Origin of the sequence: Dokdonella koreensis DS-123 (genome assembly GCF_001632775.1) — a bacterium.
In the GTDB taxonomy this organism is placed as follows: domain Bacteria; phylum Pseudomonadota; class Gammaproteobacteria; order Xanthomonadales; family Rhodanobacteraceae; genus Dokdonella; species Dokdonella koreensis.
In genome coordinates, this window is the sequence record NZ_CP015249.1 from 2,285,428 (window position 1) to 2,309,381 (window position 23,954).

Annotated in this window: 22 protein-coding genes; 12 read left to right on the top strand and 10 right to left on the bottom strand. The window is 71.5% G+C overall.

All coding sequences use genetic code 11. The annotated features are described in order from the left end of the window. Positions 1–13 precede the first annotated feature (13 nt). From nadD to leuS, 5 genes are all read right to left on the bottom strand, one after another. Positions 14–649, bottom strand: a complete 636-nt coding sequence (nadD, locus tag I596_RS09295; RefSeq protein WP_067646835.1) for a nicotinate-nucleotide adenylyltransferase — start codon at positions 647–649, stop codon at positions 14–16. Then, the gene (holA, locus tag I596_RS09300) at positions 649–1,671 is read right to left on the bottom strand and encodes a DNA polymerase III subunit delta (protein WP_067646838.1); all 1,023 of its coding nucleotides are present in this window, start codon (positions 1,669–1,671) and stop codon (positions 649–651) included. The genes nadD and holA overlap by 1 nt, the downstream gene beginning before the upstream one ends. 16 nt (positions 1,672–1,687) lie before the next feature. After that, positions 1,688–2,188 carry an LPS-assembly lipoprotein LptE gene (locus tag I596_RS09305; RefSeq protein WP_067646841.1) on the bottom strand — a complete coding sequence of 167 codons (501 nt, stop codon included), beginning with the start codon at positions 2,186–2,188 and terminating at the stop codon, positions 1,688–1,690. 115 nt (positions 2,189–2,303) lie between these two features. Further along, complete coding sequence (locus tag I596_RS09310) at positions 2,304–3,260, bottom strand: aminoglycoside phosphotransferase family protein (protein ID WP_083965482.1); 957 nt, start codon at positions 3,258–3,260, stop codon at positions 2,304–2,306. A gap of 2 nt (positions 3,261–3,262) precedes the next feature. Next, a complete protein-coding gene (gene leuS / locus I596_RS09315) occupies positions 3,263–5,977 on the bottom strand; it encodes a leucine--tRNA ligase (RefSeq protein WP_067646843.1) in 2,715 nt (904 codons plus the stop codon). A gap of 381 nt (positions 5,978–6,358) precedes the next feature. Between leuS and I596_RS09320 the strand changes: the two genes are divergently transcribed. The 5 genes from I596_RS09320 to I596_RS09340 all read left to right on the top strand — a co-directional run bounded on the left by I596_RS09320 (position 6,359) and on the right by I596_RS09340 (position 12,131). After that, a complete protein-coding gene (locus I596_RS09320; protein WP_067646845.1) occupies positions 6,359–8,623 on the top strand; it encodes a trypsin-like serine peptidase in 2,265 nt (754 codons plus the stop codon). Positions 8,624–8,797: 174 nt separating this feature from the next. After that, a complete protein-coding gene (locus I596_RS09325) occupies positions 8,798–9,799 on the top strand; it encodes a methionine ABC transporter ATP-binding protein (RefSeq protein WP_067646860.1) in 1,002 nt (333 codons plus the stop codon). Then, positions 9,799–10,464, top strand: coding sequence for a methionine ABC transporter permease (locus I596_RS09330; RefSeq protein WP_067646864.1), 666 nt, complete (start codon positions 9,799–9,801; stop codon positions 10,462–10,464). Before I596_RS09325 ends, I596_RS09330 begins: the two co-directional genes overlap by 1 nt. 90 nt (positions 10,465–10,554) lie before the next feature. Beyond that, a complete protein-coding gene (locus tag I596_RS09335) occupies positions 10,555–11,328 on the top strand; it encodes a MetQ/NlpA family ABC transporter substrate-binding protein (RefSeq protein ID WP_067646870.1) in 774 nt (257 codons plus the stop codon). Between the two features lie 299 nt (positions 11,329–11,627). Further along, on the top strand, positions 11,628–12,131 hold the full coding sequence (locus tag I596_RS09340; RefSeq protein ID WP_150132095.1) for a phasin family protein: 504 nt from the start codon (positions 11,628–11,630) through the stop codon (positions 12,129–12,131). Between the two features lie 37 nt (positions 12,132–12,168). Here I596_RS09340 and rlmH read toward each other — a convergent pair whose 3' ends face one another. Together rlmH and rsfS are read right to left on the bottom strand one after the other, a co-directional pair. Next, a complete protein-coding gene (gene rlmH, locus I596_RS09345) occupies positions 12,169–12,639 on the bottom strand; it encodes a 23S rRNA (pseudouridine(1915)-N(3))-methyltransferase RlmH (RefSeq protein ID WP_067646872.1) in 471 nt (156 codons plus the stop codon). Positions 12,640–12,649: 10 nt separating this feature from the next. Next, complete coding sequence (gene rsfS / locus I596_RS09350; RefSeq protein WP_223303966.1) at positions 12,650–12,988, bottom strand: ribosome silencing factor; 339 nt, start codon at positions 12,986–12,988, stop codon at positions 12,650–12,652. Between the two features lie 658 nt (positions 12,989–13,646). On the opposite strand from rsfS, the gene I596_RS09355 reads away from it, so the two are divergent. Beyond that, the gene (locus I596_RS09355) at positions 13,647–14,198 is read left to right on the top strand and encodes a glutathione peroxidase (protein WP_067646873.1); all 552 of its coding nucleotides are present in this window, start codon (positions 13,647–13,649) and stop codon (positions 14,196–14,198) included. 46 nt (positions 14,199–14,244) lie between these two features. Beyond that, positions 14,245–14,709, top strand: a complete 465-nt coding sequence (locus I596_RS09360) for a MarR family winged helix-turn-helix transcriptional regulator (RefSeq protein ID WP_067646875.1) — start codon at positions 14,245–14,247, stop codon at positions 14,707–14,709. A 12-nt stretch (positions 14,710–14,721) separates the two neighbouring features. Here I596_RS09360 and I596_RS09365 read toward each other — a convergent pair whose 3' ends face one another. After that, a complete protein-coding gene (locus I596_RS09365; protein WP_067646877.1) occupies positions 14,722–17,271 on the bottom strand; it encodes a prolyl oligopeptidase family serine peptidase in 2,550 nt (849 codons plus the stop codon). Between the two features lie 353 nt (positions 17,272–17,624). On the opposite strand from I596_RS09365, the gene I596_RS09370 reads away from it, so the two are divergent. Both I596_RS09370 and I596_RS09375 read left to right on the top strand, forming a co-directional pair. Beyond that, a complete protein-coding gene (locus tag I596_RS09370; RefSeq protein WP_083965483.1) occupies positions 17,625–20,030 on the top strand; it encodes a tetratricopeptide repeat protein in 2,406 nt (801 codons plus the stop codon). 221 nt (positions 20,031–20,251) lie between these two features. Continuing rightward, positions 20,252–20,725 (top strand): hypothetical protein, encoded by a 474-nt coding sequence (locus tag I596_RS09375; RefSeq protein WP_067646888.1) that lies wholly within the window; start codon positions 20,252–20,254, stop codon positions 20,723–20,725. 195 nt (positions 20,726–20,920) lie between these two features. On the opposite strand, the gene I596_RS09380 is transcribed toward I596_RS09375, so the two are convergent. Next, complete coding sequence (locus I596_RS09380; protein WP_067646890.1) at positions 20,921–21,625, bottom strand: pirin family protein; 705 nt, start codon at positions 21,623–21,625, stop codon at positions 20,921–20,923. A gap of 140 nt (positions 21,626–21,765) precedes the next feature. After that, positions 21,766–22,383 carry a lipid A 3-O-deacylase gene (locus tag I596_RS09385; RefSeq protein ID WP_150132096.1) on the bottom strand — a complete coding sequence of 206 codons (618 nt, stop codon included), beginning with the start codon at positions 22,381–22,383 and terminating at the stop codon, positions 21,766–21,768. Between the two features lie 175 nt (positions 22,384–22,558). On the opposite strand from I596_RS09385, the gene I596_RS09390 reads away from it, so the two are divergent. The 3 genes from I596_RS09390 (at position 22,559) to I596_RS09400 (ending at position 23,953) form a co-directional block, all read left to right on the top strand. Next, positions 22,559–23,248 (top strand): SDR family NAD(P)-dependent oxidoreductase, encoded by a 690-nt coding sequence (locus I596_RS09390; protein ID WP_067646892.1) that lies wholly within the window; start codon positions 22,559–22,561, stop codon positions 23,246–23,248. An 88-nt stretch (positions 23,249–23,336) separates the two neighbouring features. Then, positions 23,337–23,462 (top strand): type B 50S ribosomal protein L36, encoded by a 126-nt coding sequence (ykgO, locus tag I596_RS09395; RefSeq protein WP_017355593.1) that lies wholly within the window; start codon positions 23,337–23,339, stop codon positions 23,460–23,462. 185 nt (positions 23,463–23,647) lie between these two features. After that, complete coding sequence (locus I596_RS09400; protein ID WP_067646895.1) at positions 23,648–23,953, top strand: hypothetical protein; 306 nt, start codon at positions 23,648–23,650, stop codon at positions 23,951–23,953. The last annotated feature ends 1 nt before the right edge of the window (position 23,954 follow it).

The following is a 23,954-nucleotide window of genomic DNA, read 5'->3' on the forward strand; positions in this document are numbered from 1 at the left end:
CGGCGACGACGCGCTAGGTGCGGTACGGCGCCAGCAGGCCCGGATCGGCCAGGACGGCGTCCGGCACCAGGTAGCGCGGCTCGCGGCCTTCGGCCAGCAGCGCGCGGATGCGACTGGCCGAGAAATCCAGCGGCGTGACGTCGATCTCCAGCACGCCACCGGCGGGCCGCCCGCGCAGGCCGTCCACGCCGTCCACACGGCGGCCGCGCGTCTCGCGCTCGAGCGCATCGTCGAGCGGGCCGGCGTAGCCGGGACGCGGCAACACGCCGACATGGGCCTGTTCGAACAACTCGCGCCAGCGATGCCAGGTGGACAGTCCGGCGAACGCATCGGCGCCCACCAGCAGCAGCAGCGGCCGCTGCGGGCCGATCTCCCGGCGCAGCTCGACCAGGGTGTCGATCGACCAGGACGGCCCGGCACGCTGCAGTTCGCGCAGGTCCAGCGCCAGGCGATCCTGGCCGCGCAGCGCGGCGCGCAGCAAGGCGACACGCTGTTCCGGCGACGCGAGCGGCTGGGCACGGTGCGGCGGCACGTTGGCCGGCAACAGGCGCACCTCGGCGTCGAGCAGCTCCGCGGCTTCCCAGGCCACGCGCAGGTGCGCGTTGTGGACCGGGTCGAACGTGCCGCCGAGGATCGCGAGCGGGCGCATCACGAGGCGATCAGGGCGGCCGCCCGCCGTGGCGAGGCGATGGCGGCGACCAGCCGTTCCAGCTCGCGCCAGACCTCGCCGTCGCGACGTCCCTTGGCGATCGCGTCGATCCGCGCCGCCTGCGCCAGGCAGGCCTCCCAGTGTTCCCGCCGCGCGGACTTGAGCGCCCGCCGGTAGAGTGGCTGGCGCGAGTCCCAGACGCGCTCGTTGCGGAACGCCGGCCCGAGGTTGTCGCCGGCCGCGCTGAGGCGCTGCAGCAGGCGCAGCTGGTTGAGGATCCATCCGAGCAGGGGGATCGCATCCTCGCCCTCCTCGCGCAGGCCCTCGACGATCCTGAGGGCGCGGGCGACGTCGCCGCCGAGCGCGGCGTCGGTGAGGCGGAAGGCGTCGTAGCGCGCATCGTCGGCCACCGCGTCCTCGAGCAGCCCGACGTCGACGCGCCCGTCCGTGGCCAGCAGGGCCAGCTTGTCGATCTCCTGCGCAGCGGCCAGCAGGTTGCCCTCGACGCGCTCGGCCAGCAGGTCCAGCGCCTCGGGGCTCGCCTGCAGGTTGCGCGAGGCGAAGCGGGCACCGATCCAGCCGGGCAGTTCCTCGCGCTTGAGCGGCCAGACCGGCACGAACACGCCGCCGCGCTCGAGCGCGGCCACCCAGGCGCCCTCGTGCTGCTTGCTCCATTCCTGCGCGGTGATCAGCAATACGGTGTCGGGCGGCGGCGCCTGGCAATAGGCGGTGATCGCCGCCGCGCCGTCCTTGCCGGGCTTGCCGGTCGGCAGGCGCAGGTCGATCAGCTTGCGGCTGGCGAACAGCGACAGCGCGCTGCCGGCGCGGGCCAGCTCGTCCCAGTCGAACTTGGCGTCGGCGTCGTAGACCTCGCGTTCGACATAGCCCAGCGCCTTGGCGCGCGCGCGCAGCGCGTCGGCCGCCTCGATCACCAGCAGGTGCTCGCTGCCGGCCAGCAGGTAGACCGGCCGCAGATCCGGTTCGCCGAGCGTCCGGCGAAACTGGGCCAGGGTGACGGACATCGCGAGCGGCGTGGCCTCAGCCGGCGCGGCCGAGCGCGTCGAGCCGGCGCAGGATCGCCTGCACCATCTCGCGCTGCAGCTCCTTGGTCAGCAGGTCCTGCTCGGCGGCGACGCCGAGGGCCTGCGACGCGTCGAACGTGAAATCGCGCGTCAGGTCGACCACCTGCAGCGGCAGCAGGCCACGGCCGGCCGCGTCCTCGAGCAGGAACTCCACGTGGTAGCGGATCGTGTACTCGGTGGCGCGCGCGTTGCCGCCGACCGAAAGCACATCGGTGGACAGCGCATTGGCCGTGATCTTCAGCACCGAGACGCCCGGCTCGACCTGGTCGGCCACCTGCGCGCCGGACCGTGCCAGCGCCTTGGCCAGGTCGCGGCCGAGCGGGCTCAGGGGATCGGCGCCCTGGATGTGGACGTGCTGCATGCCGGCCGGCAGGTGTGCTTCGCCGCGCAGCTGGAAGCCGCAGGCGGTCAGCAGGACCGTGAGGAGGACGACGCTGAGGATGCGCTGGACGTTCATTGACACCGGGAGCCGGAACCTTGCCTGGAGGGCGAAGCATAGCCGAATCGGTCGCCGCCGCGGCCGCCGGGCCACGGCCCGGTGCGCCGCCGGACGGTCGCGGCCGGCAGGCCGGTCAGATCGTCCTGCCCAGTTGCCGCGCCAGCGCCATCGACGCCTCGGTCCAGTCGTCGCGGGACTCGGCCGCATAGCGCGCGAACAGCCACAGGCGCAGCCGCTCCGGATCGATCGCCAGCGCATCGGCGAACGCGCCGATCACCTGCGCGGGCCTGGCGCGCAACCGCGCCTCGCAGTCGATCAGGTGCTGCGTGGCATCGTAGGCGCGGTCGCCGGCGAAGGGCTTGGGGTCGATCACCAGCCACGGCTCACGCCCGGCGGCGAGCACGTTGCCGGCATGCAGGTCGGTGGCCAGCAGCACGTCGTCTTCGCCGGGCCGCGATAGCATCTCGAACAGTGCCAGGCCGGCCTCGACCAGGCCGGCATCGGGCCAGCGCGCGGCATCGGCGCGGGTCTCGGCCGCCCATTTCGCCAGCATGGCCGCCAGCGGCCGGAACGCACCGGCCGGCGGCCGGCGCCACAGGCGCTGCAGCAGGCCGGCGACCACCGCATCCTGCTCGGCCTCCGGCCGGGCGCGCAGCGCGGTACCCGGCACGCAGCGTTCCAGCAGCATCGCCAGTTCCGCCTCGTCCGCCTCCAGGACCCGCACCGCCGCGTCACCGTCCCAGAACGCCAGTGCACGGCTCTCGTGTTCGGCCTCCAGGTGCGGCATCGCCAGCTTCAGCACCGCATCGGTGCCGTCCTCGCGGACGGCCGGAGCGACCCAGGCGCAGCTGCCCTCTTCACCGTCGAACGGTGCGCCCAGGCGCAGCCGCCAGCGCCCGGCGACGCTCTGGACCAGGCCGGGCAATGCCGCCAGCCAGGCTTCCCGCGCGGGATCGCCGTGGCAGGTGAGCGACAGGCGCTCGGGGATGTGCAGGTGCGACATGCGGTCGTGGCAGGCGGGAAGGATGCGCGATCCGCCGGCAGGCGCCGGCGAGCGCCCGCCGCCGGCCGGCGGCGACGGGCGCGTCACGCTCAGATCACGATGTTGACGATCTTGCCGGGCACGACGATGACCTTCTTCGGTGTCTGCCCCGCGATGAAGGCCACCACCGCGGGCTCGGCCAGCGCGGCCCGCTCGGCGTCCTCGCGCGACGCGGCCGCCGGGATCTGGATCGTGCCGCGCAGCTTGCCGTTGACCTGCACCGCGAGCGTCACTTCGTCACGCACCAGCGCGGCCGGGTCGGCGCGCGGCCAGGGCTGGTCGTCGACCACGGTCTGGCCGTGGCCGAGCGCCTGCCACAGCGCATGGCTGACGTGCGGCGTGATCGGGTTCAGCAGCAGCACGATCGTCTCGAACGCCTCGTGGCGCACCGCCCTGCCCTGGTCGCTCATGTCGCCGAACTTCGCCAGCGCGTTGAGCAGTTCCATCAGCGCGGCGATCGCGGTGTTGAACGACTGGCGGCGGCCGAAGTCGTCGCCGACCTTGACGATCGTCTCGTGCACCTGGCGGCGCAGCGCCTTCTGCGCGGCGTCCAGCGCGGCCGGATCGACCTCCGGGTGGTCCGGCTGCGCGACATGCGCGTGCAGGTCGCGCCACAGGCGCTTGAGGAAGCGCGCCATGCCTTCGACGCCGGCCTCGTTCCACTCCAGCGACTGGTCCGGCGGCGCGGCGAACATCGAGAACAGGCGCACCGTGTCGGCGCCGTACTTGTCGACCATCGCCTGCGGGTCGACGCCGTTGTTCTTGGACTTGGACATCTTCTCGACGCCGCCGACCAGCACCGGCTGGCCGTCGGCCTTCAGCGTCGCGCTGCTGATGCGGCCGCGCTCGTCGCGGCTGATCGCGATGTCGGCCGGATTGAACCATTCGCGGTTGCCGTCGGCCGCCTCGCGATAGAACGTCTCGGCGACGACCATGCCCTGGCACAGCAGGTTGGCGGCCGGCTCGTCGCTGTCGACCAGGCCCTCGTCGCGCAGCAGCTTGTGATAGAAGCGGAAGTACAGCAGGTGCAGGATCGCGTGCTCGATGCCGCCGATGTACTGGTCGACCGGCGTCCAGTAGCGCGCGCGCTGATCGACCATGTCCGGCGCACCCGGCGAGGTGTAGCGCGCGTAGTACCAGCTCGATTCCATGAAGGTATCGAACGTGTCGGTCTCGCGCTCGGCCGGCCCGCCGCAGTTCGGGCAGGTGGTCCTGCGCCATGCCGGGTCCGCCTTGATCGGCGACTGCACACCGGAGAACGCCACGTCCTCGGGCAGCACCACCGGCAGCTGGTCCTCGGGGACCGGCACCGCATCGCAACTGGCGCAATACACCACCGGGATCGGGCAGCCCCAGTAGCGCTGCCGCGAGACACCCCAGTCGCGCAGCCGGAAATTGACCTTGCGCGCACCCCGGCCCTCGCGCTCGAAACGGGCGGCCAGTGCATCGAAGGCTCCGCGGAAATCCAGGCCGTCGTACTCGCCGGAATTGACCAGCGTGCCGTAGTCGGTGAACGCGCCTTCGGTGACCACCTGGCGCTCGAACTCGGCCAGGACGTCCAGCTCGCCCGCCGGTTCGACCACGTCGATCGGCCGGCTCTCGCCGAGGGCTGCGCTCATCGGGTCGGCATTGCTGCGCGCATCACGGCCCAGCTCGCCGATCGCGTCGCGCACGCCGTCGGGAATGATGACGATGCGGATCAGGAGATCGTACTTCGAGGCGAATTCCCAGTCGCGCTGGTCGTGGGCGGGCACCGCCATGACCGCGCCGGTGCCGTAGTTCATCAGGACGAAGTTGGCGACCCACACCGGAATCGCCTCGCCGGTGACCGGATGGATGGCCTTGATGCCGGTGTCCACGCCCCTCTTTTCCTGCGTCTCGATGTCGGCCTCCGCGGTACCGCCGTGGCGGCACTCCTCGATGAAGGCGGCCACCTCGGGACGCGTGCGTGCCGCTTCCAGCGCCAGCGGGTGCTCGGCCGCCACCGACAGGTAGCTCACGCCCATCAGCGTGTCCGGGCGCGTCGTGAACACCGTCACCGGCGCGCCGCCGCCGGCGATGTCGAACGCGATCTCCAGGCCCTCGGAACGGCCGATCCAGTTGCGCTGCATCGTCTTGACCGAGTCGGGCCAGCCCGGCAGCGTGTCCAGGCCGTCGAGCAGTTCCTGCGCGTAGGCCGTGATGCGCAGGAACCACTGCGGGATCTCGCGCTTCTCGACGACGGCGCCCGAGCGCCAGCCGCGTCCGTCGATGACCTGCTCGTTGGCGAGCACGGTCTGGTCGACCGGATCCCAGTTGACGATCGAGTTCCTGCGGTAGACCAGCCCCTTGCGCATCAGCCGCGTGAACATGCGCTGCTCGTGGACGTAGTACTCCGGCTTGCAGGTGGTGACTTCGCGCGACCAGTCGTAGACGAAGCCGAGCCGCTTGAGCTGGCCGCGCATGTGGTCGATGTTGGCGTAGGTCCACCGCGCCGGCGGGACCTTGTTCTTGATCGCCGCGTTCTCGGCCGGCAGGCCGAACGCGTCCCAGCCCATCGGCTGCAGCACGTTCTTGCCGAGCATGCGCTGGTAGCGGCTGATGACGTCGCCGATCGTGTAGTTGCGCACGTGCCCCATGTGCATGGTGCCACTGGGGTACATGAACATCGACAGGCAGTAGAACGGCTCCTTCGAAGGATCCTCGCTCACCTCGAAGGCGCGGGTGTCGGTCCAGTAGGTCTGTGCGGCGGTTTCGACCGCGTGTGGATCGTAGGTCTCTTGCATGGTCGCCAATACGTGCGGGAGTGCCGCGGTCGTCGGGAAAAAAGTGCGTCAGCCTAGCGCAGCGCGGCGTCGGCGCCAAATGAGCCTGCCGTGGCATTCGCGACGCCACCGGTCACCGGCCGGTGATACCTTAGATGTCGCGCCGGTCGATGACCGCATGCGCAGCGGACGCTGGTCGCGTCCCCGGGGGTGTTCGTCGATCGGCTTGCGCGCTTGGCGGGCACACACCCGACCAGCCGCCCGCTGCCCGCCGGGCACGGCGGCCTTCCTCCCAGGGACACACGTCCGGTTTCGTTTCGGGCGGACCGCCGCCGCGCCGCCGATGTGCCTGCGTTGCCCAGACGTTCCCCGTACTGCCCCTCATCGAACAGGGAGACACCGATGCACGGCAAGACCCCCGAACCACGGTCCGCGAGGACCAGCACCGCCGTCGCGACGAGCCTGCTGGCGCTGCTGGCGCTCGCGCAAGGCCCGCAGGCCGATGCGATCCCGCCCAGCACCGGGCTGCCGACGATCAACTACTGGCGTGACGCCTGCGAAGTCGATGCCGGACTGCCCGAAACCGCCGAACTCAAGCGCGTGGTGGACGCCACCGCGTTCATCATCGACCCGGCCCTGATCCATTTCCGCGTGGACACCCAGAGCTACGAGATCCAGACCAGCCGCTTCACCGCCTTCGATGGCTACACCTTCAGCCCCAGCTCGCATTTCTACGACGAGCAGGTGATCTATTTCGCCGAGGGCCATCCGGGCCGGTCGGCCTTCCTCGTCGGTCCCGACAGCATCGTGACCACGCCGCACACGGCCTCCTGGGCCGACCTCAACGGCTACTACGTACTGTTCGGCTACGACAGCGTGCCCGACGGCACCGGCGGATGCCTGGAGCCCGACCTCGCCCACTTCCCGCCCGAGAAGGTGCGCCGGATCAGCGGCCATCTCAACGGCTACGGGGTGTACGGCGACTATCTGGTCGGCTTTCTCGATCAGCCCGTCCTCGACCGGCCGTTCCTGCGCGTGCGGCGCGACGGCCACGCCGAGATCGGCGACGAAGCGACCGTCGTCGGCCATCCGGCGCGCCTGGCCAAGAAGATGGACACCGCCGGCCGCATCGCCGGGCTCAGCGGCGATACGCCACTGGTCCAGACCGTCCATACGCTCCGCTTCAGCTCGGGCTCGCCGCTGTACAACCTGACACGGCAGTACGTGGAACTGGCCGTGGCCTATGGCGGTGGCTGCGCCCGGTACGTCTGCGTCGATCCGAGTTCCAGCGGCTGCCGGGCCTGGGACCTCGTCTCGCAATGCCCCTCCACGCCGTCCGCGCTCAACAACAGCATCAAGCCCTTCGCCGCGCAGCTCGACCCGCTGACGCTGCAGGTGACGCCGCTGTCGGTCTACACCAGCGGAATGCCCGGAACCGGCTTCTCGCAGCCGGTCACCACCTACACGCTCGGTGCCCCGGTCGGCGGCGTCTACGCCAGCGCCACGATCGACTACCGGATCGACCCGCCGGATGCCGCCGCAGGCGGCCCGTACCTCTCGATCCTCTCGTCGATCCCGCTGAGCGGCACGCTGGCCGCAGGCCAGACCCTGAGCTTCGACGTCGAGGCGGTGATGCCGCCCGCACAGGACTGCGGCATCTTCCCGCGCGAGTTCGCGGTGCACGACCTCACCCACGGGTTCACGGACCGGGTGCGCCAGACGCTGGAAGTGGGCTACACGGCGTTCAGCGTGCCGGAACGGCTGCTCGAGCTGGACGGTATCGAGCAGCCCTACCAGGCGACACGCGCGCTGACGATCGAGAACCTGCGTACCACGGCGGCCTCGATCCGGGTCCGGGCCGACCAGGCCTGGCTGACCCTCGACGGGGTCGAGGGAACACCGACGCAGCTGCCGCAGCGCGTGCTGACGATTCCCGGTGGCCAGAGCGCGACGGTGATGGTCGGCCTGGCACCAGCAGCCACGGCATTGACACCGAACACGACGCACCAGGCCGGCATCGTCGTCGAGAGCACGACCACGACCTGCAACCTGACCGCGCCGATCACGGTCGCCGTCGGGTTCGCGCCCGGTACGCTGACCCTGCGCCAGGCGGTCGGCGCGGCCGTACCGCCGGCCACGTCGAACGGTCCGCACGACGCATTGGTCTCGAGCATCGACGTGCCCGAAACGTTCTGCATCGATCAGGTCGTCGCGCGCTATCACTTCGACCACCTCCCGGGCAGCTACGCGACGACGACCTGGTTGACCGAGAGCGGCTGGCAACTGCAGCGGCCCGGCGGCAGCGGCCGCTGGACGCCGCTGTGGGACCAGAACATCGCGCCGTCCTGCTCGGGTATCCGGCCCGATCCACCGGAAGAGGTGTGCTATCTGTATTCGGCGTCCAAGGACGAATGCCTGTTCACCGGCACCGAGCGCCAGCAGGATTGCGAAGTGGTCGCCCTCGGCAACGCGCGACGGCCGGTACTGGCCGCCTGCCCGCCGACCGATCCCAGCTGCGAACCCCTGGCCGACCTCGCCGGCCAGCCGGCCCACGGCCTGTGGTCGATGACGATCGACGACCGCATCGTCGACGGCGTGACGCCGCAGCCGGTCGTTCGCGGCTGGTCGCTCCAGTTCCGCGGAAGCGGGACCTGCACGGGGAAGTAGCCTGCGCCCGGGCCGCAGGCCGCCAACCGGCGCCTGCGGCCGCGACATGCCCTCGGCGCCTTCGCTTATGACCGATGCGACGGTCGAAGGCGCCGTGGCCATGCGGTACCGTAGCGGCGGCAGGCCGGTCCTTCGCACGACGGCCGGCTGCCGTACCGTTCCGGGATCTTCTTCGTGATCGAGTTCAAGTCCGCCCACAAGCACTACCGCGTCGCCGGCGTCGAGCGCGCCGCCCTGCACCCGCTCGATCTGGCGATCGGCGCCGGCGAGGTGTTCGGCATCATCGGCCGCTCGGGTGCCGGAAAATCCACCTTGCTGCGGCTGGTCAACGGCCTGGAGCGGCCGAGCGGCGGCAGCGTGCAGGTGGAGGGCGTCGACGTCGGCACCCTCGACGCCGACGGGCTGCGCGCGCTGCGGCGCCGCGTGGGCATGATCTTCCAGCACTTCAACCTGCTCGCGTCGCGCACCGTGGCCGCGAACGTCGCCTTTCCGCTGCAGCTGGCCGGCCACGACCGCGCCGCGACGGCGCGCCGCGTCGCCGAACTGCTCGACCGGGTCGGACTCGCCGATCATGCCGGCCACTATCCGGCCCAGCTGTCCGGCGGCCAGAAGCAGCGCGTCGGGATCGCCCGCGCGCTGGCCTGCGCCCCCGGCATCCTGCTCTGCGACGAAGCGACCAGCGCGCTGGACCCGGAGACGACCGCCTCGGTGCTGCGGCTGCTCGACCAGATCAACCGCGAGGACGGCCTGACGATCGTGCTGATCACGCACGAGATGGACGTGATCCGCCGCATCTGCGACCGCGTCGCCGTGCTCGAGGACGGTCGCCTGGTCGAATCCGGACCGGTCGCCGACGTGTTCCTTCATCCGCGCCACGCGACCACGCAGCGCTTCGTGCAGGAATACGAACACGAGGATCCGGCGACGGCGAAGCCGGACCGGGCGCCCGGCGTCCGGCGCATCCGCGTCACGCTGCGCGGCGACACGACGCAGGCCCCGTTGCTCGGCCGTGTCGCGCGCGAGACCGGCGTGGACTTCGGCCTGGTCGCCGGCCATGTCGACCGGATCAAGGACCTTCCCTACGCGCAGCTGACGCTGGCACTGCACGGCGACGCGGCCGAAGCGGCCGTGCAGCGGCTGCGCGAAGCCGGTGCGCGCGTGGAGGCGATCGACTGATGGACGCGCTGCTCGCCAACATCGACTGGGCCGAGATCGGCCTGGCCAGCCTCGACACGCTGCTGATGCTCGGCGGCGCCCTGCTGTTCAGCGTACTGCTGGGGCTTCCGCTCGGCGTCGTGCTGTTCCTGACCTCGCGCGGGCAGCTGCTCGAGCACCGCGTCGTCTACGCGGCGCTCTCGTTCGTCGTCAACGTGCTGCGCTCGCTGCCGTTCATCATCCTGCTGATCGTGATGATCCCGGTGACGCTGCTGCTGGTCGGCACCTCGCTCGGCGTGGCCGGCGCGATCCCGCCGCTGGTCGCCGGCACCGCGCCGTTCTTCGCGCGCCTGGTCGAGACCGCGCTGCGCGGCGTGGACCGCGGCGTGATCGAGGCGAGCCAGGCGATGGGCGCGACGACGCGCCAGATCGTCACCGGCGTGCTGCTGCCCGAGGCGCGCGCCGGCATCATCGCCGGCATCACCGTCACGGCGGTGGCCCTGGTCTCGTATACGGCGATGGCCGGCGTCGTCGGCGCCGGCGGCCTCGGCGACCTGGCGATGCGCTTCGGCTACCAGCGGTTCCAGACCGACGTCATGATCGTGACCGTGGTGTTGCTGCTGGTCCTGGTGCAGCTCCTGCAGATGCTCGGTGACGCCCTGGTGGCGCGCTACAGCCGGCGCTGACATCGGTTATATGCTTGTGCCTGCCGGCCATGACGCCAGCCCGGCACGCCCACGACAATACCGCGCCCCCTCCCCGACCGCCGATCTGCCATGAAACGATTCGCCCTGGTGCTGGCCGCCCTGCTGGCCGCCACGTCCGCCGCCGCCGAGAAACTGACGGTGGCCGCGACCGCGGTGCCGCACGCGCAGATCCTGGCCTTCGTCAAACCGGTCCTGGCCGCCGAGGGCGTCGAGCTGGAGGTGAAGGTCTTCACCGACTACGTCCAGCCCAACGTGCAGGTGGCCGAGAAGCGCCTGGACGCCAACTATTTCCAGACCGGGCCGTACCTGGAGGAATTCAACAAGGGCAAGGGCACGCAACTGGTACCGGTGGTCGGCGTGCACATCGAGCCGCTGGGTGCGTACTCGAAGAAGCACGCCAGCCTCGACGCCGTGCCGGAGGGCGCCACCGTGGCGATCCCGAACGAGGCCAGCAACGGCGGCCGCGCCCTGCTGCTGTTGCAGAAGGCCGGCCTGGTCACGCTCAAGCAGCCGGGCAACCCGCTGTCGAGCCTGCGCGACATCACCGCCAATCCGCGCAAGCTCAAGTTCCGCGAACTGGAAGCGGCCATGCTGCCGCGCCTGCTCGGCCAGGTGGACCTGGCGCTGATCAATACCAACTACGCGCTCGACGCCAAGCTCGATCCGACCCGCGATGCGCTGGCGATCGAGGACGGCCGCTCGCCCTACGTCAACTTCCTGGTGGCGCGTCCCGACAACCGCGACAGCCCGGCCGTGCGCAAGCTGGCGGCAGCGCTGACCAGCCCGGCGGTCCGGGACTTCATCGCCACGCAGTACCACGGCGCGGTCCTGCCGGCGTTCTGAGCGCCGGGCGCAGCCGCCCCCGCGGTCGCGACCGGGCGGCCGCACGCCGCCCCGCGGCACCACCGCATCGCGTCCGCGGTCGGCATCCGTCAAGCCGCCGCAATCAATCCGGCGCTATCCTGCCCGTGCGAGTGTGCGCGGGATCCGGTTCCGGCCAACGCGCGAGCGGACCCCGATCGCCCCGGCGGCGTCGATCCGCTCCCGGCGCGGCGCCGATCCACGGCCCGCCCATCATCTCGCCCGTTGCCGCCGGCCCGGCTGGCGGCGTTCCTCCCCGGCAACCCTAAGGAGTGACGACGATGATTCCCGATACCAAGACACCGCTGGCGCTGTACAAGGCCAATCTCGACCTGGCCCTGCGCGTCGGCCGCCTGCTCAGCGAACACCGGCGCCAGTGGGCCCGCCAGGGCCTGGCCCGTGTCGACGAGGCGGTGAACCGGACGCTGCGCGAGTCCGAGCGCGCCTTGGCCGCCGGCGACTGGGAGCAGCTCTCCAAGCTGCCCGGCGACGGCTTCTGGGCTTCGATACAGGCCGATGCCGACGCGCTGCAGGCATCGACCGATGCCGCCCTCGCCCAGCAGTCGAGCTTCGCCAACGGCCTGCAGGAGGCGGTCGACGCCTGGCAGGCCGCCTGCGGCGAGGCGATTCGCGAAGCGGGCGTCGCGCTGCCGACGACGACCGGCTTCGAGGACTTCCTCAAGGTGTTCACCACGGCGACCCGGACCGAGGTACCGCCGGCGGCCGCAGCCACGAAGGCCGGCCCGGCGGCGGCAGCGGCGAAGAAGCCGGCGCGCCGCAAGTGATCGCCGCCTGCGCCGTGCCGCCGCCCCGGCGCAGGATTCAGGCGCGATGGTACGGGTGGCCCGCCAGCAGCGAGCAGGCGCGATAGAGCTGCTCGGCCACCACCAGGCGCACCAGCATGTGCGGCAGCGTCAGCGGCCCCAGCGACCAGGTCTGCTGGGCCCGCGCGAGCACCTCGGGCGCATGGCCGTCGGGTCCGCCGATCAGGATCGCCAGGTCGCGGCCGTGCATGCGCCAGGCACCCAGCTGTGCGGCCAGCTGCTCGCTGGACCAGGGCTTGCCACGCCCGTCGAGCGCGACCACATGCACCTCCCTGGCCAGCGCGCCGAGGACGGCCTGGCCTTCCTCGGCGATGGCGCGGGCCGGGTCGCGGCCCTTGCCGCGACTGCCGAGCGGGATCTCGACCAGATCGAGCGGCAGCTCGCGCGAAAGCCGCTTGCGGTACTCGGCGAAACCCTCGGCGACCCACGCCGGCATGCGCTCGCCGACCGAGATGAGGCGGGTGCGCATGAGGCGGCGGTCAGACCGCGGCGGCTTCCTGGCGGCTGTCGCCGTCGACCGACCACAGGCGTTCCAGGCCGTAGAACTCGCGTGCACGCGGCAGCATGATGTGGACGACGATGTCGCCCAGGTCCACCAGGACCCACTCGCCCTCGCGCTGGCCTTCCACGCCGAGCGGCGGCAGGCCGGCCTTCTTGGTCTGCTTGATCACCTCGTCGGCGATCGACTTGACGTGACGGCTCGAGGTGCCGCCGGCGACGACGATGATGTCGGCGATCGACGTGCGGCCGGCGACGTCCAGCTCGACGATGTCGCGTGCCTTCAAGTCGTCCAGCGCCTTGACGACGACATCGCGCAGGCGGGCGACGACGTCGGTCTCGCGGGCCGGCTTGGGCTGCGTGCGCTGGCGCGGCGCCTTCGGCACGGCGGCGGACTTGGCGGCGGCTGCGCGCGCTGGCGATTTCACGGCCGGCGCCTTGGCTGCCGGCGGCTTGGCCCGTGCGGACGTCCTGGCGGGCGCCTTCTTGGCAGCGGTCCGGGGCGCGGCAGCAGCGGTCTTGCGCACCGTCTTGGTCTTGGCGGCGGCACCGGCCGCTGCGGTCGTGCGGGCACTGCTGCGCACGGCGGAGGTCTTCTTCGGGGAGGCGGTGGCCTTGGCGGCCTTGGTTGCGGGAGCGGCCTTGGCGGGCCGTGGAGTCTTTGCGGTCAAGTGGGGACAGCCTCGGGCTTGGCGCCGCGCCGGAAGTGACGCGCCGGCAGTATAGAGCGTGTCTTGGCCTTTGAGCTCTCGGCCGTTGAGCGGCGCGCGGGGACACCGGCACGGTAAACCGGCGCGGAACCGTGCCGGACGGCTTCGCGGACGGACGCGGCAGGGCGTCCGGCGATGCCACCCCGGTGGCGCGGCGTGCCGCGCTGGAGCTGGTGACCGCCTCGATGTTCGCCGGTCGACTAAATGTATTGCACACCATAAGATATCGCGCTATTCATCCCGTCCCCTCAACGCCCCGGAGCCACCGATGACCCAGAACCTCTACGACATTCCCGTGAAGCGGATCGACGGCAGCGACGCCACGCTGGGCACCTCGCGCGGCAAGGTGCTGCTGATCGTCAACGTGGCGTCCAAGTGCGGACTGACGCCGCAGTACGAAGGGCTCGAACGGCTCCACCGCGCGCGGCAGGCCGACGGGCTGGACGTGCTCGGCTTCCCCGCCAACGACTTCAACGGCCAGGAGCCCGGCAGCGAGGCGGAAATCGCCAGTTTCTGCTCGACCAACTACGACGTCAGTTTCCCGCTGTTCTCGAAGATCTCGGTCGTCGGTGCCGGCAAGCACCCGCTCTACCTCCGGCTGACCGCCGACCAGCCGCAGGCCACCGGCGAAGGGCCGATGCGCGAGCGCCTGCAGGCCTATGGCATCGCCCCCAACCCGGCGCCGGAAGTGCTGTGGAACTTCGAGAAGTTCCTGGTCGCCCGCGACGGCCGCGTGGTCGAGCGCTTCGCGCCCGACGTCACCGCCGACGACCCGCGGCTGGTCGCCGCGGTCGAGCGCGAGCTCGCCCGGCCGGCATGACCGCGCCGACGTCGCTGCGCGGGCGCGGTGCCGCAGGGACACGGGCATGACCGCCCGGCCGCCCCGCGCCGCGCCGCTCGAACGCCAGCTGTGCTTCTCGCTGTACACGGCGGTCGCGCGGCTGACGCGGCGCTACCGCCCGCTGCTCGCGCCGCTGGGCCTCACCTATCCGCAGTACCTGGCGATGCTCGCGCTATGGGAGCGCGCGCCGCGCAGCGTCGGCGAGCTGACCGACGCGCTGGGGCTCGACGTCGGTACCTCGAGTCCGCTGCTGAAACGGCTCGAGCGCGCCGGCCTGGTCCGGCGCGAGCGCGACCGCGCCGACGAACGGCGCGTCATGGTCACGCTCACCGACAGCGGCCGCGCCCTCGAAGCGGCGGCGGCCGCGATCCCGGCGCAGCTGGCCTGCGCCATCGATCTGCCCGCCGCCGAGTTGGCCGCCCTCAAGCAGGCGGTGGATCGCTTCGGCGCCGCGCTCCGGCAGGGCGCGGACGAGACCGTCGCGCCATGACCCTGCAAGCGCTCACGGCGCGTCTGCGGCCACCGGCGCGGCGGCATCGGTCTCGGCGGTCTCCGGATAGAGACCCTGCCACCACTGCGGCTCGCCCTTGAGGCCGCGGTCGAACCAGGCCAGGATCGTGTCCCACCACAGGTAACGTTTCTCGCGATCGAGGATGTGGTGGTCCTGGCCGGCGACCTCGACCATCTCCACCTCCTTGCCGAGCAGCTTCAGCGCCGTGTACATCGTCCGACTCTCGCCGGGCGGCACGTTGGTGTCGGCATCGCCGGTCAGCAGCAGCAGCGGCGTGGTGATGCGGTCGGCGTGATAGACCGGGCTGTGCTCGACGTAGAGCTCGCGGTTGTTCCACGGGAAGCTGCCGCGGCTGGCGACGCCGCTGTAGCCGTAGCCCCACCAGCCCTCGCCCCAGTAGCCGGTCAGGTCGCTGATGCCGGCATGGGCGATCGAGGTCGCGAACAGGTCGGTCCTCGTGGCCAGGAGCATCGTCATGAAGCCGCCGTAGCTGGCGCCGATGTTGCCGATCCGCTTGGGGTCGACGAACGGGTGCGCGGCGACGAACGCGCGCGTGCCCTCGATGATGTCGTCGGCGGCGTAGTCGCCCCAGGCGTTGACGTGCAGGGCCGAGTAGCGCTGCCCGTAGCCGATCGTGCCGCGCGGCTGCAGCACGTAGACGACGTAGCCGTTGGCGGCCCACAGGTGGAACGGATAGCGGCCGGTGAACTGGCGGTTCACCGGTGTCGTGCCGCCGTAGTAGTAGACGATCAGCGGGTAGCGGCGCGCGGTGTCGAAGTCCGGCGGCAGGTAGTAGCGGCCGTCGATCGTGTCGCCGGCGCTGTTGGCGAAGGTCCAGTCGCGCACCTCGCCGAAGCGCACCTGCGCGTAGTCGCTGCGCGCCGAATCGACCAGCACCCGCGCCTTGTTGCGCGCCAGGTCCACCACGTTCACGCGTTGCGGGACGGCCGCGCCGGTGCCGTAAAGCGCCAGCACCGGATCACGGCCGGTCGAGACGGCCAGGCCGTCGACGAGGTCGACGCCGGTATCGACGCGCTCGAAGCGGCCCGCTCCGGCGCGATAGCGATACAACGGCGTGCGATCGCCCTCGACGACGTTCAGCAGCAGGTCGCCGCCGGCCAGCCGGGTCAGGCCGGTGATCGCCGGCGTGAAGTCGCGGCTGACGCTGCGCGCACGCGCGCCGTCGGCGGCGAGGCGGTAGAGCTGGCCGTCGAAGCTGTTCGGCACGACCTCGGCCGGCAGCGTGCTGCCGTCGCCGATCGGCAGGTCGGGGCCGGACAGCAGCCAGTAGCCGTCCGCCGCCGCGTCGCCGGCGAACAGCGCGCCGTCGAGCGTCCGCAGCGTGGCGATGTCGCGGCGCGCGAGATCCGGCAGCGTCAGCTCGAACAGCCGGAACTGGCTGTGCGGCGGCTCGGCGTAGTCGATCAGGCGCTCGGACAGCAGTAGCCGGCGGCCGGACGGATCGACGTCGAGCAGATTGACCGACGTCTTGCCGGCCGTCAGCGGCCGCACCAGGCCGGACGCGATGTCGATCTGGAACAGCTGGCTGTTGTCGCGGAAGGTCTTCCAGCGGTCCTCGAGGCCGCGCAGGCGCTTGACCTTGGCGTCCTTGGCGTCGAACGGCCGTGTCCATTCGAACAGGAGCGAGCCCGAGTCCGGATGCCAGCGCCAGTCGCCGATGGAGTCGTGCTCGGCCAGCAGCCGCGCTTCGCCACTGCGCACGTCGCGCAGCCACAGCTGCTTGTCCTGCTGCAGCGCCAGCCAGCGGCCGTCCGGGCTCCAGGCCACGGCCGCGGGGATCGGGCCGGTCCATTGCTGGACGATGCCGCCATCGGCCAGGTCGCGGATCTCGAGCCGTCGCAAATCCGCCTTGGCGACCTCGTCGCGGCCGCCGAAGGCCAACGCCAGGCGCTTGCCGTCGGGCGAGATCGCCAGCTTCGACACCGTCTGCGCGTTCGTCAGCAGTTGCGCCGAGACGCGCCGCGCCGGTTGCAGGTGCACAGTGACGCGGTCGTGCGCGGCCTTGCCGAGCCAGCGCAGGCGCGGCGCATCCTTTCCGTCGCGGCCGCGATGCAGCAGCCACACCGCATGGCTGCCGGTGGGCAGCTTCAGTTCCACCGCCGCGTCCTTGACCGCCTGCACCTGGCCGTCGCGCCAGACCACCGGCTTGCGCAGGCCGTCGAGCGCGAGGCGCCCTTCGACGTAGCGCGAAGCCTCCAGGTTGACCGACCACAGCCACAGCGCATCGGCGCCGTCGAGCGCGGCCGGATCGGCGGACTGCCAGCGCAGCGTGCGCCCGAAGACGGGCACCTCGCCGCCGGCTTTCGGCAGGCCGGCGCGCGCCAGCTGCATCGCCAGTGCACGCTCGAGTTCGTCGAGCTTGGCATCGGCCGCGATCGCCGCGGTCGAGACCGGCAGCGGCCCGAGCGCGAGCACCTGCCCGACCGGTGATTCGGTGCCCGCCGCGCTCTTGTCGGGCGCCGCGCCGGCGGTGGACATCAACAACGCAAACAACACGACGACACGCAACAAGTGCTTCATGGGGCTCCGGGAACAAGCGGCAACGGAAAAGCCCGCGGCACGGACCAGAAGTCCGGCGGGACGCGCCAACTTAGCGCAAGACGTAGGCCCCGGCCACCGGCCCGCCGGACCCGCCCGATGCCGTGATCGTGACGGCGACCGCGGCATCGGCGCGCCCCGGCGGCGGCTCCGGCCGCGCGGCGAATCGTGCGAAGATTCGTCCCGGGGCCGCCGTCGGTGGCCCGGGCCGTCGATTGCACGATCGGCGGCAGGAACCCTTCTACGCCCGATGACAGCAGCGCCACCGCGGATACGTCCCCAAACCTCGCCCGAAGGACACGCGCCCGCCGCGGTGTCCGCGTAGGCCCGTGCGCATGGCCGAGCCTATCGACGGGACCGGATCGCCGGCCGCTGCATCCGACCCGCAGCGGTTGCGCAGCGGCGAGTACCGGATCGATCTCGCCGCCCGCGGCATCCGGCGCAACGACGTCGCGGTGGAGGTGGAAGCCAAGGTCTTCGACCTGATCGCGCTGCTGATCGCCCATCCCGATCGGGCGCTGAGCAAGCGCGAGATCGGCGATGCCCTCTGGCCCGACCGCGCGGTGACCGATGCCGCGCTCTCGCAGCTGCTGCGCAAGGCACGCCGCGCGCTCGGCGACGACGGCGAGGCCCAGGCCTCGATCCGCACCGTGCACGGCCGCGGCCTGCAATGGGTCGGCGCGCTCGAAGCGGACGAGGATCCCAACCCGCCGCAGGCAGCAGCGGCCGAGACGACCGCGACGATGCCGGCATCGGCGGCGGCGCCGCGGCGCCGGCTGCCGTACTGGCTGCTCGGCGGCCTGGTCGTTGCCGTGCTCATCGCGACAGCGGTGCTGATGTGGCCCGCATCGCGGCCGCCGGCCGCCGTGCCGACAGCGGCGCCGGTACGGATCGTGCTGCTGCCGACCGTCGAGCGCAGCGGCAGCGCCGATCTGGCCTGGGTGCGCAACGGCCTGACCGGCTTGATCGGCAGCCTGCTCGGCGATCGCAGCGGCATCGAGATCCTGGCACCGCCCGATGCCTTCGGCGACCCCGCCGTCCATCCGCCGGAAGACGCCGATACGCGCCGGCGCCTGCGCGAGGCGTCCGGCGCGACGCATGCCGCATTCACCGAGCTGCGTACGCTCGGCCCGCTGGTCGAGCTGGACCTGCGCGTGGTCGCGCTCGACAGCGGCGTGGAGTACCGCGAAGTCCTGCGCGGCAGCACGCCGGCGGCGATCGCGGTCGATGCCGCGGCACGCGTGCGCCAGCGCCTCCAGCAACCGCTGCCGGACGGCGCCGTCGCCGCGGCCGCAACGGCCGAGATACAGGATCCGTTCGTCGCCGAAGCCTATGCGCGCGGCATCGATGCGCAGATGCGCGGCGACCAGACGGGCGCCAAGAAGTACTTCGACATCTGCCTCGACCACGATCCGGCCCTGCTGTGGCCGCGCCTGCACCTGGCGGCTGCGCAGATCGCCACCGACGAGGTCGACAGCGGCGTCGCCAACGCCGAGCGCGTCGCCGAGACCGCGCGCCGGCGCGGCCTGGTCGCGCCCTACCTGCAGGCGACCCGGCAGCTGGCCAGCGTCGCGTTCCGGCGCGGCGACATCGAGGCGGCCGCGACCCGTCTCGATGCCGCGCTGGCGGACCTGCACGAGCCCCTGCCCGCCCTGGCGCAGATCGACCTGCTGGTGGCCTATGGCTCGATCGAGAGCGAGCGCGGCCGGCGCCGTGAAGCACGCGAGCGGTTCGACGAGGCGCTGGCGCGCGCACGCGCGCTGGGCGACCGCCGGCGCGAGGCCAGCGCGCTGTTCAACCTGGCCGTGGTCGAGAACGCCGAGGGCGACGCGGAAGCGGCGATCGCGCGGCTGCGCGCCGCACTGGATGCGGCCCGCGCCGGCGGCGACGGCGGCCTGGAAGCGGCCATCCTGCTCAATCTCGGCGGTGCCGAGCACAATGCCGGCCGGTCGCTCGATGCCGCGACGCTGCTGCAGCAGGGCCTGCGGCTGGCGCGCGAGCGCGCCGATCGCCAGGTGCAGGTGTTCAGCGCCATCGGCCTGGGCTGGGTGCTGAACGCCTTCGAGCGCACCGCCGATGCCGGCGCACTCGGCGAAGCGGTGCTGCGCCATGCCGAGCACGAGGGCAATGCCTACTGGGAAGCCGAGGCGCGCTGGCTGCTGTCGGCGCTGGCAGCCCGGCGCAAGGACTGGACCGGGGCGCTCGACCAGCTCGAGCGCGCCCGCGCGCTCTACGCCGCGCGCGGCATGCAGCGCAACGTCGGCCAGGTCCTCGCCGAGACCGTGCAGACTGCCGGCCATGCCGGAGAGGCCGCCCGCGCGCATGCGGCCGCCGAGGCCTACCGCCGGCTGGCGGACGAGGCGACCGACGCCCGGCCGCTGGCCGAGCGCCTGCCGCTGATCGACGCCCAGCTGCGCCACGTCGACGGCGATGCCGCCGGCGCGACCGACGCGCTGGCCGCCTTCGTGGCCGGCCGCGGCACCGACCGCGGTCCGGTCACCCAGGCCGCCGTGTTCGAGCTGGGCCGCTGGCAGCTCGACCTCGGCCGCAGCGAGGCGACGCTGGCGCTGCCGGCGCTGACGACCTGGCTCGCCGACCAGCCGGCCGCGATCGCGTTGCGCGTCGACGCCCTGCGCGCCGCCGGCCGGGCAGCCGAAGCCGACGCGGCGCAGGCCCGCCTCGATGCGCTACGGCATTCGCCGCAGCTGGATCTGCCGGCCGCGCTGCGGACGATTCCCTAGCGTGACCCGGCCCCGATACCGGCGCAGCGCCGGGCCCGATGCGCGACGGGCCGGTGCGCGGGCATCCGTCGTAAGTCGCCGGACGGGGGGCCGCGGAACAAAAAACCAGCCCGATCAAGGCACAAGTCAGAACTTTCCGCGCCTTCGTCATGATCCCGTCAAGATTCTCCAGGCCCGATGCGCTGCAATCGAGCCTCCGTCACCAACCCAAGGGCGCTTCCGTGATCCGCAGAATCCTCCTCGTTCTCATCCTCGCGCTGGCCAGCGCCGGTGCGAGCGCCGCTCCCCTGAGCTGGCGCCTGGACATGCCGTCGACCGCGAACAACTCGTTCCTGTGGGGATGGCTCGGCGACGAATTCGGACCGTTCACCGGCAGCGTGACCGCGACCAAGGTCGTCATCACCTACACCACGACCGGCGACGAGGATGCCGCCGACTTCTACTTCACGTTCGACGTGCCGACGCTGTCGGACCAGACCTGGATCCATTTCAACGGCAAGGATCTGGGTTGGTCGGGCACCGGCACGTTCAAGATCGAGCTCGAGTCCAAGGACTACAACGGCGAGATCCGGCCGGGCCGCTTCGGCGCGGAGATTACCGGCGGCGGCACCCTGATCGACTCCTACCTCGAGCTGACGATCGACGGCGAGCGTGCCGACCCGATCTATACGGACGGTTTCGACGAGGAGTTCTAGCCCCACGATGCCGCGGGCCGGTTGACGCGCCCGCGGCGCGATCGGGCAGAGGGGCAGCCCCTCTCATTCCGCAGTCGCGGACGTACCGCAGCGCCGCGGCCCGCGGCACGGCCCTCGCGGACGCGCCGCCAGGGCGATCCCGAGTCGCAGCCGGCAGGATGCGTCAGCCGGGGCCGGGCATGCGGCCGCCCGCTCTCAGCGCACCGGCAGGTCGAACACCAGCACCTCGGCGGCACGACCCTGCCCGATCGAGATCGACCGTTGTGCCCGGTAGCGCAATGCGTCGCCGGCGCCCAGAGGGTAGCCGTCGACGACCACCTCGCCGCGTGCGACGTGGACGTAGCCCAGGCGGCCAGGCGCGAGCGACAGCTCGGCCCGCTCGTCGCCGTCGAACAGCCCGCTGTAGAGGCAGGCATCCTGGTGGATGCGCACCGATCCGTCGCGTCCGTCGGGACTGACGATCCGGCGCAGGCGCCCGCGCCTGTCCACGGCGTCGAAATGCGTCTGCTCGTAGGACGGCGGCAGGCCCTGCACCGCGGGCAGGATCCAGATCTGCAGGAAATGGGTCCGGCCGGAGGGAGCGTGGTTGAACTCCGAATGGATCACGCCGCTGCCGGCGCTCATGCGCTGGACGTCGCCGGGCACGATGCAGGCGCTGTTGCCCATCGAGTCCCGCTGCCCGAGTGCCCCATCCAGCACGTAGTTGATGATCTCCATGTCGCGATGGCCGTGCCGGCCGAAGTCGCGCCCGGCGTCGATCCGCGCCTCGTTGATGACGCGCAACGGCCCCCAGTGCACGTGCCCGGGATCGTGGTAGCCGCCGAACGAGAAGCTGTGCCAGGAATCGAGCCCGCCGTGCTCGGCGTGGCCCCGCTCGCAGGCCGGACGCAGGAGGATCATCGAGGTATCCGGATGAAGTGCCAGGCCATCACGATGGCGCCGGCACCTGCCCGGATCAGCCCGTGCGACGTCGATTGACTGTCGCTGCCGGAACAACAATCACGCGTCGATCAGGCCCGACGCGCGAACGACCGCGGCATTCAGAACGTGACGCCGACCATGAACAGCGTCTCGCCGAGGTTGCGTCCGCCGAACACGTTGCCGTTGGAGACGTGCCGCACCATCAGCGCGACGTGGTCGCCCTGCCAGCCGAGCGAACTGACGAACTGGCCGTGGCTGCTGAGCGCCTCGGTCGTCCGGCCGGCGTAGCCGACCTGGAACGAGACGAACGCGCGCTTCCACCAGTCGACCAGGCTGACGCCCACCGCCGCGACGGCGACGTTGCGATCCAGCTCCGCGCGCTGGTCACGCGCGCCGATCCATCCCAGCGACGCCACCGGCCGCCAGGTGAAGCGTCCGGTCTGCCGGCGCTCACCGGCCACGTCCAGGTACGCGGCCGGCGTCCAGTAGCGATCCGACGCGGTCACGCTCGAGCCGGCGTACACGGTGTAGTCGGCCGCATCGGCCGGCGGCGCCATCGCCGTGGCGCCCAGTGCCACACCCAGCAGCATCGCGGCACGGCCTGCAAGCTCCCGGCGGGAGCGCTTGATCGAAGACATCGGGAAACCCTTGTTGTGATGGATGCGACACCCTGCGCTGCCCTCGCCCAGCACCGGCATGGCGGCCTGCCACGAGGCCGTGCGCGGACGCGATGACACGCGTACGCGCCAGCGTAGTGGGGCGCATGATCCAAACCTCAACCCCTCGGTTGCAACGACGAAGGTCGATGGTGCCGTCGTTGCAGCCGAACGCGACTGCACGACGCACCGTCCCCGAGGGCCGTCGCCGCCGCCCTGCTAGACTCGCGTCTTTTCGATCGGGAGGAACCGGCAGATGCAGCTCGAAGGCAAACGGATCGTGGTCACCGGCGCGTTCGGCAGTCTCGGCAGCGCCGTGGTCCAGGCCGCGCTGGCCGCTGGCGCCCGCGTCGCGGCCGTCGATCGCGCCGAAACGCCGCCGCCGGCGATCACCGGTGCCGAGGCCTTCGGCGGTATCGATCTCGGCGACGACGCGCAGGTCGATGCGGTATTCGAGCGCATCGGCGCCCGCCTCGGCGGCATCGACGCCCTGGTCAACATCGCCGGCACCTTCCGGTGGGAGACGCTCGCAGGCGGCAACCTGGCGACCTGGGACCTGCTCTACGCGGTCAACCTGCGCACCGCCGTTGCCGCCAGCAAGGCCGCGCTGCCGCAGCTGCGCGCCGGCGGTGATGGCCGCATCGTCAACATCGGCGCGGCCGCGGCGGCCCGCGCGGGCGCCGGCATGGGCGCCTATGCCGCCTCGAAGGCCGGCGTCGCCCGGCTGACCGAAGCGCTGGCCGAGGAACTCAAGGACCAGGGCGTCACGGTCAACGCGGTCCTGCCGAGCATCATCGACACCCCGCAGAATCGCGCGGACATGCCCGAGGCCGACTTCAGCCGGTGGGTGGCCCCGGCGGACCTGGCCGGCGTCATCGTGTTCCTGCTGTCGGCCCAGGCCCGTGCGATCACCGGCGCGCTGATCCCGGTCAGCGGGCGGGTCTGAACCGGCCCTTCGGAATCCTTTGCATTCAATGCGTTCGGACGGTATGATTCCGCGTCTTTTTTAGCCAGATGTCGCCCGAGGCCATTCCATGAAAGTGCTGTCGTCCCTCAAGTCCGCCAAGTCGCGGCACCGTGATTGCAAGGTCGTCCGCCGTCGCGGCAAGATCTTCGTGATCTGCAAGAGCAACCCGCGGTTCAAGGCGCGCCAGCGCTGATCCGCCGTTCCGCGGCGTGCCGCCGCAGAACCAGCGACAAGGCCGCGCGAGCGGCCTTTGTCGTTTCCGGGGCCACGCACGACGACCCATGTCATGGAAGTCGCCGTAGGGTTCTGCTACAAAGCCTGACGCCGGATCGCGGTCGCCGGCCACGAACCTACATAAATAAATCATGAGGTTGGGCCATGAACCTAAAGTACATTGTCGGTACGTCGCTGCTCGCCGGGCTGTGCCTGGCCAGTCTGCCGCCGGCGCGCGCCGAGAGCCTGCTGCTCCGGAACGTCGAGCGCGAGCACGGCCGCGACCTGCCGCGCCGGGGCCTGTCGATGGCCGAGGTCGAGCGCCGCTACGGCACGCCGCTCGACAAGCTGCCGACCGCCGGCGGCGGCCAGCCGCGCCAGCCGCCGATCAATCGCTGGCGCTACAGCGACTACACCGTCTACTTCGAGCGCGACCGCGTCATCCACGCCGTCGCCAACCCGGCCTCCTGAA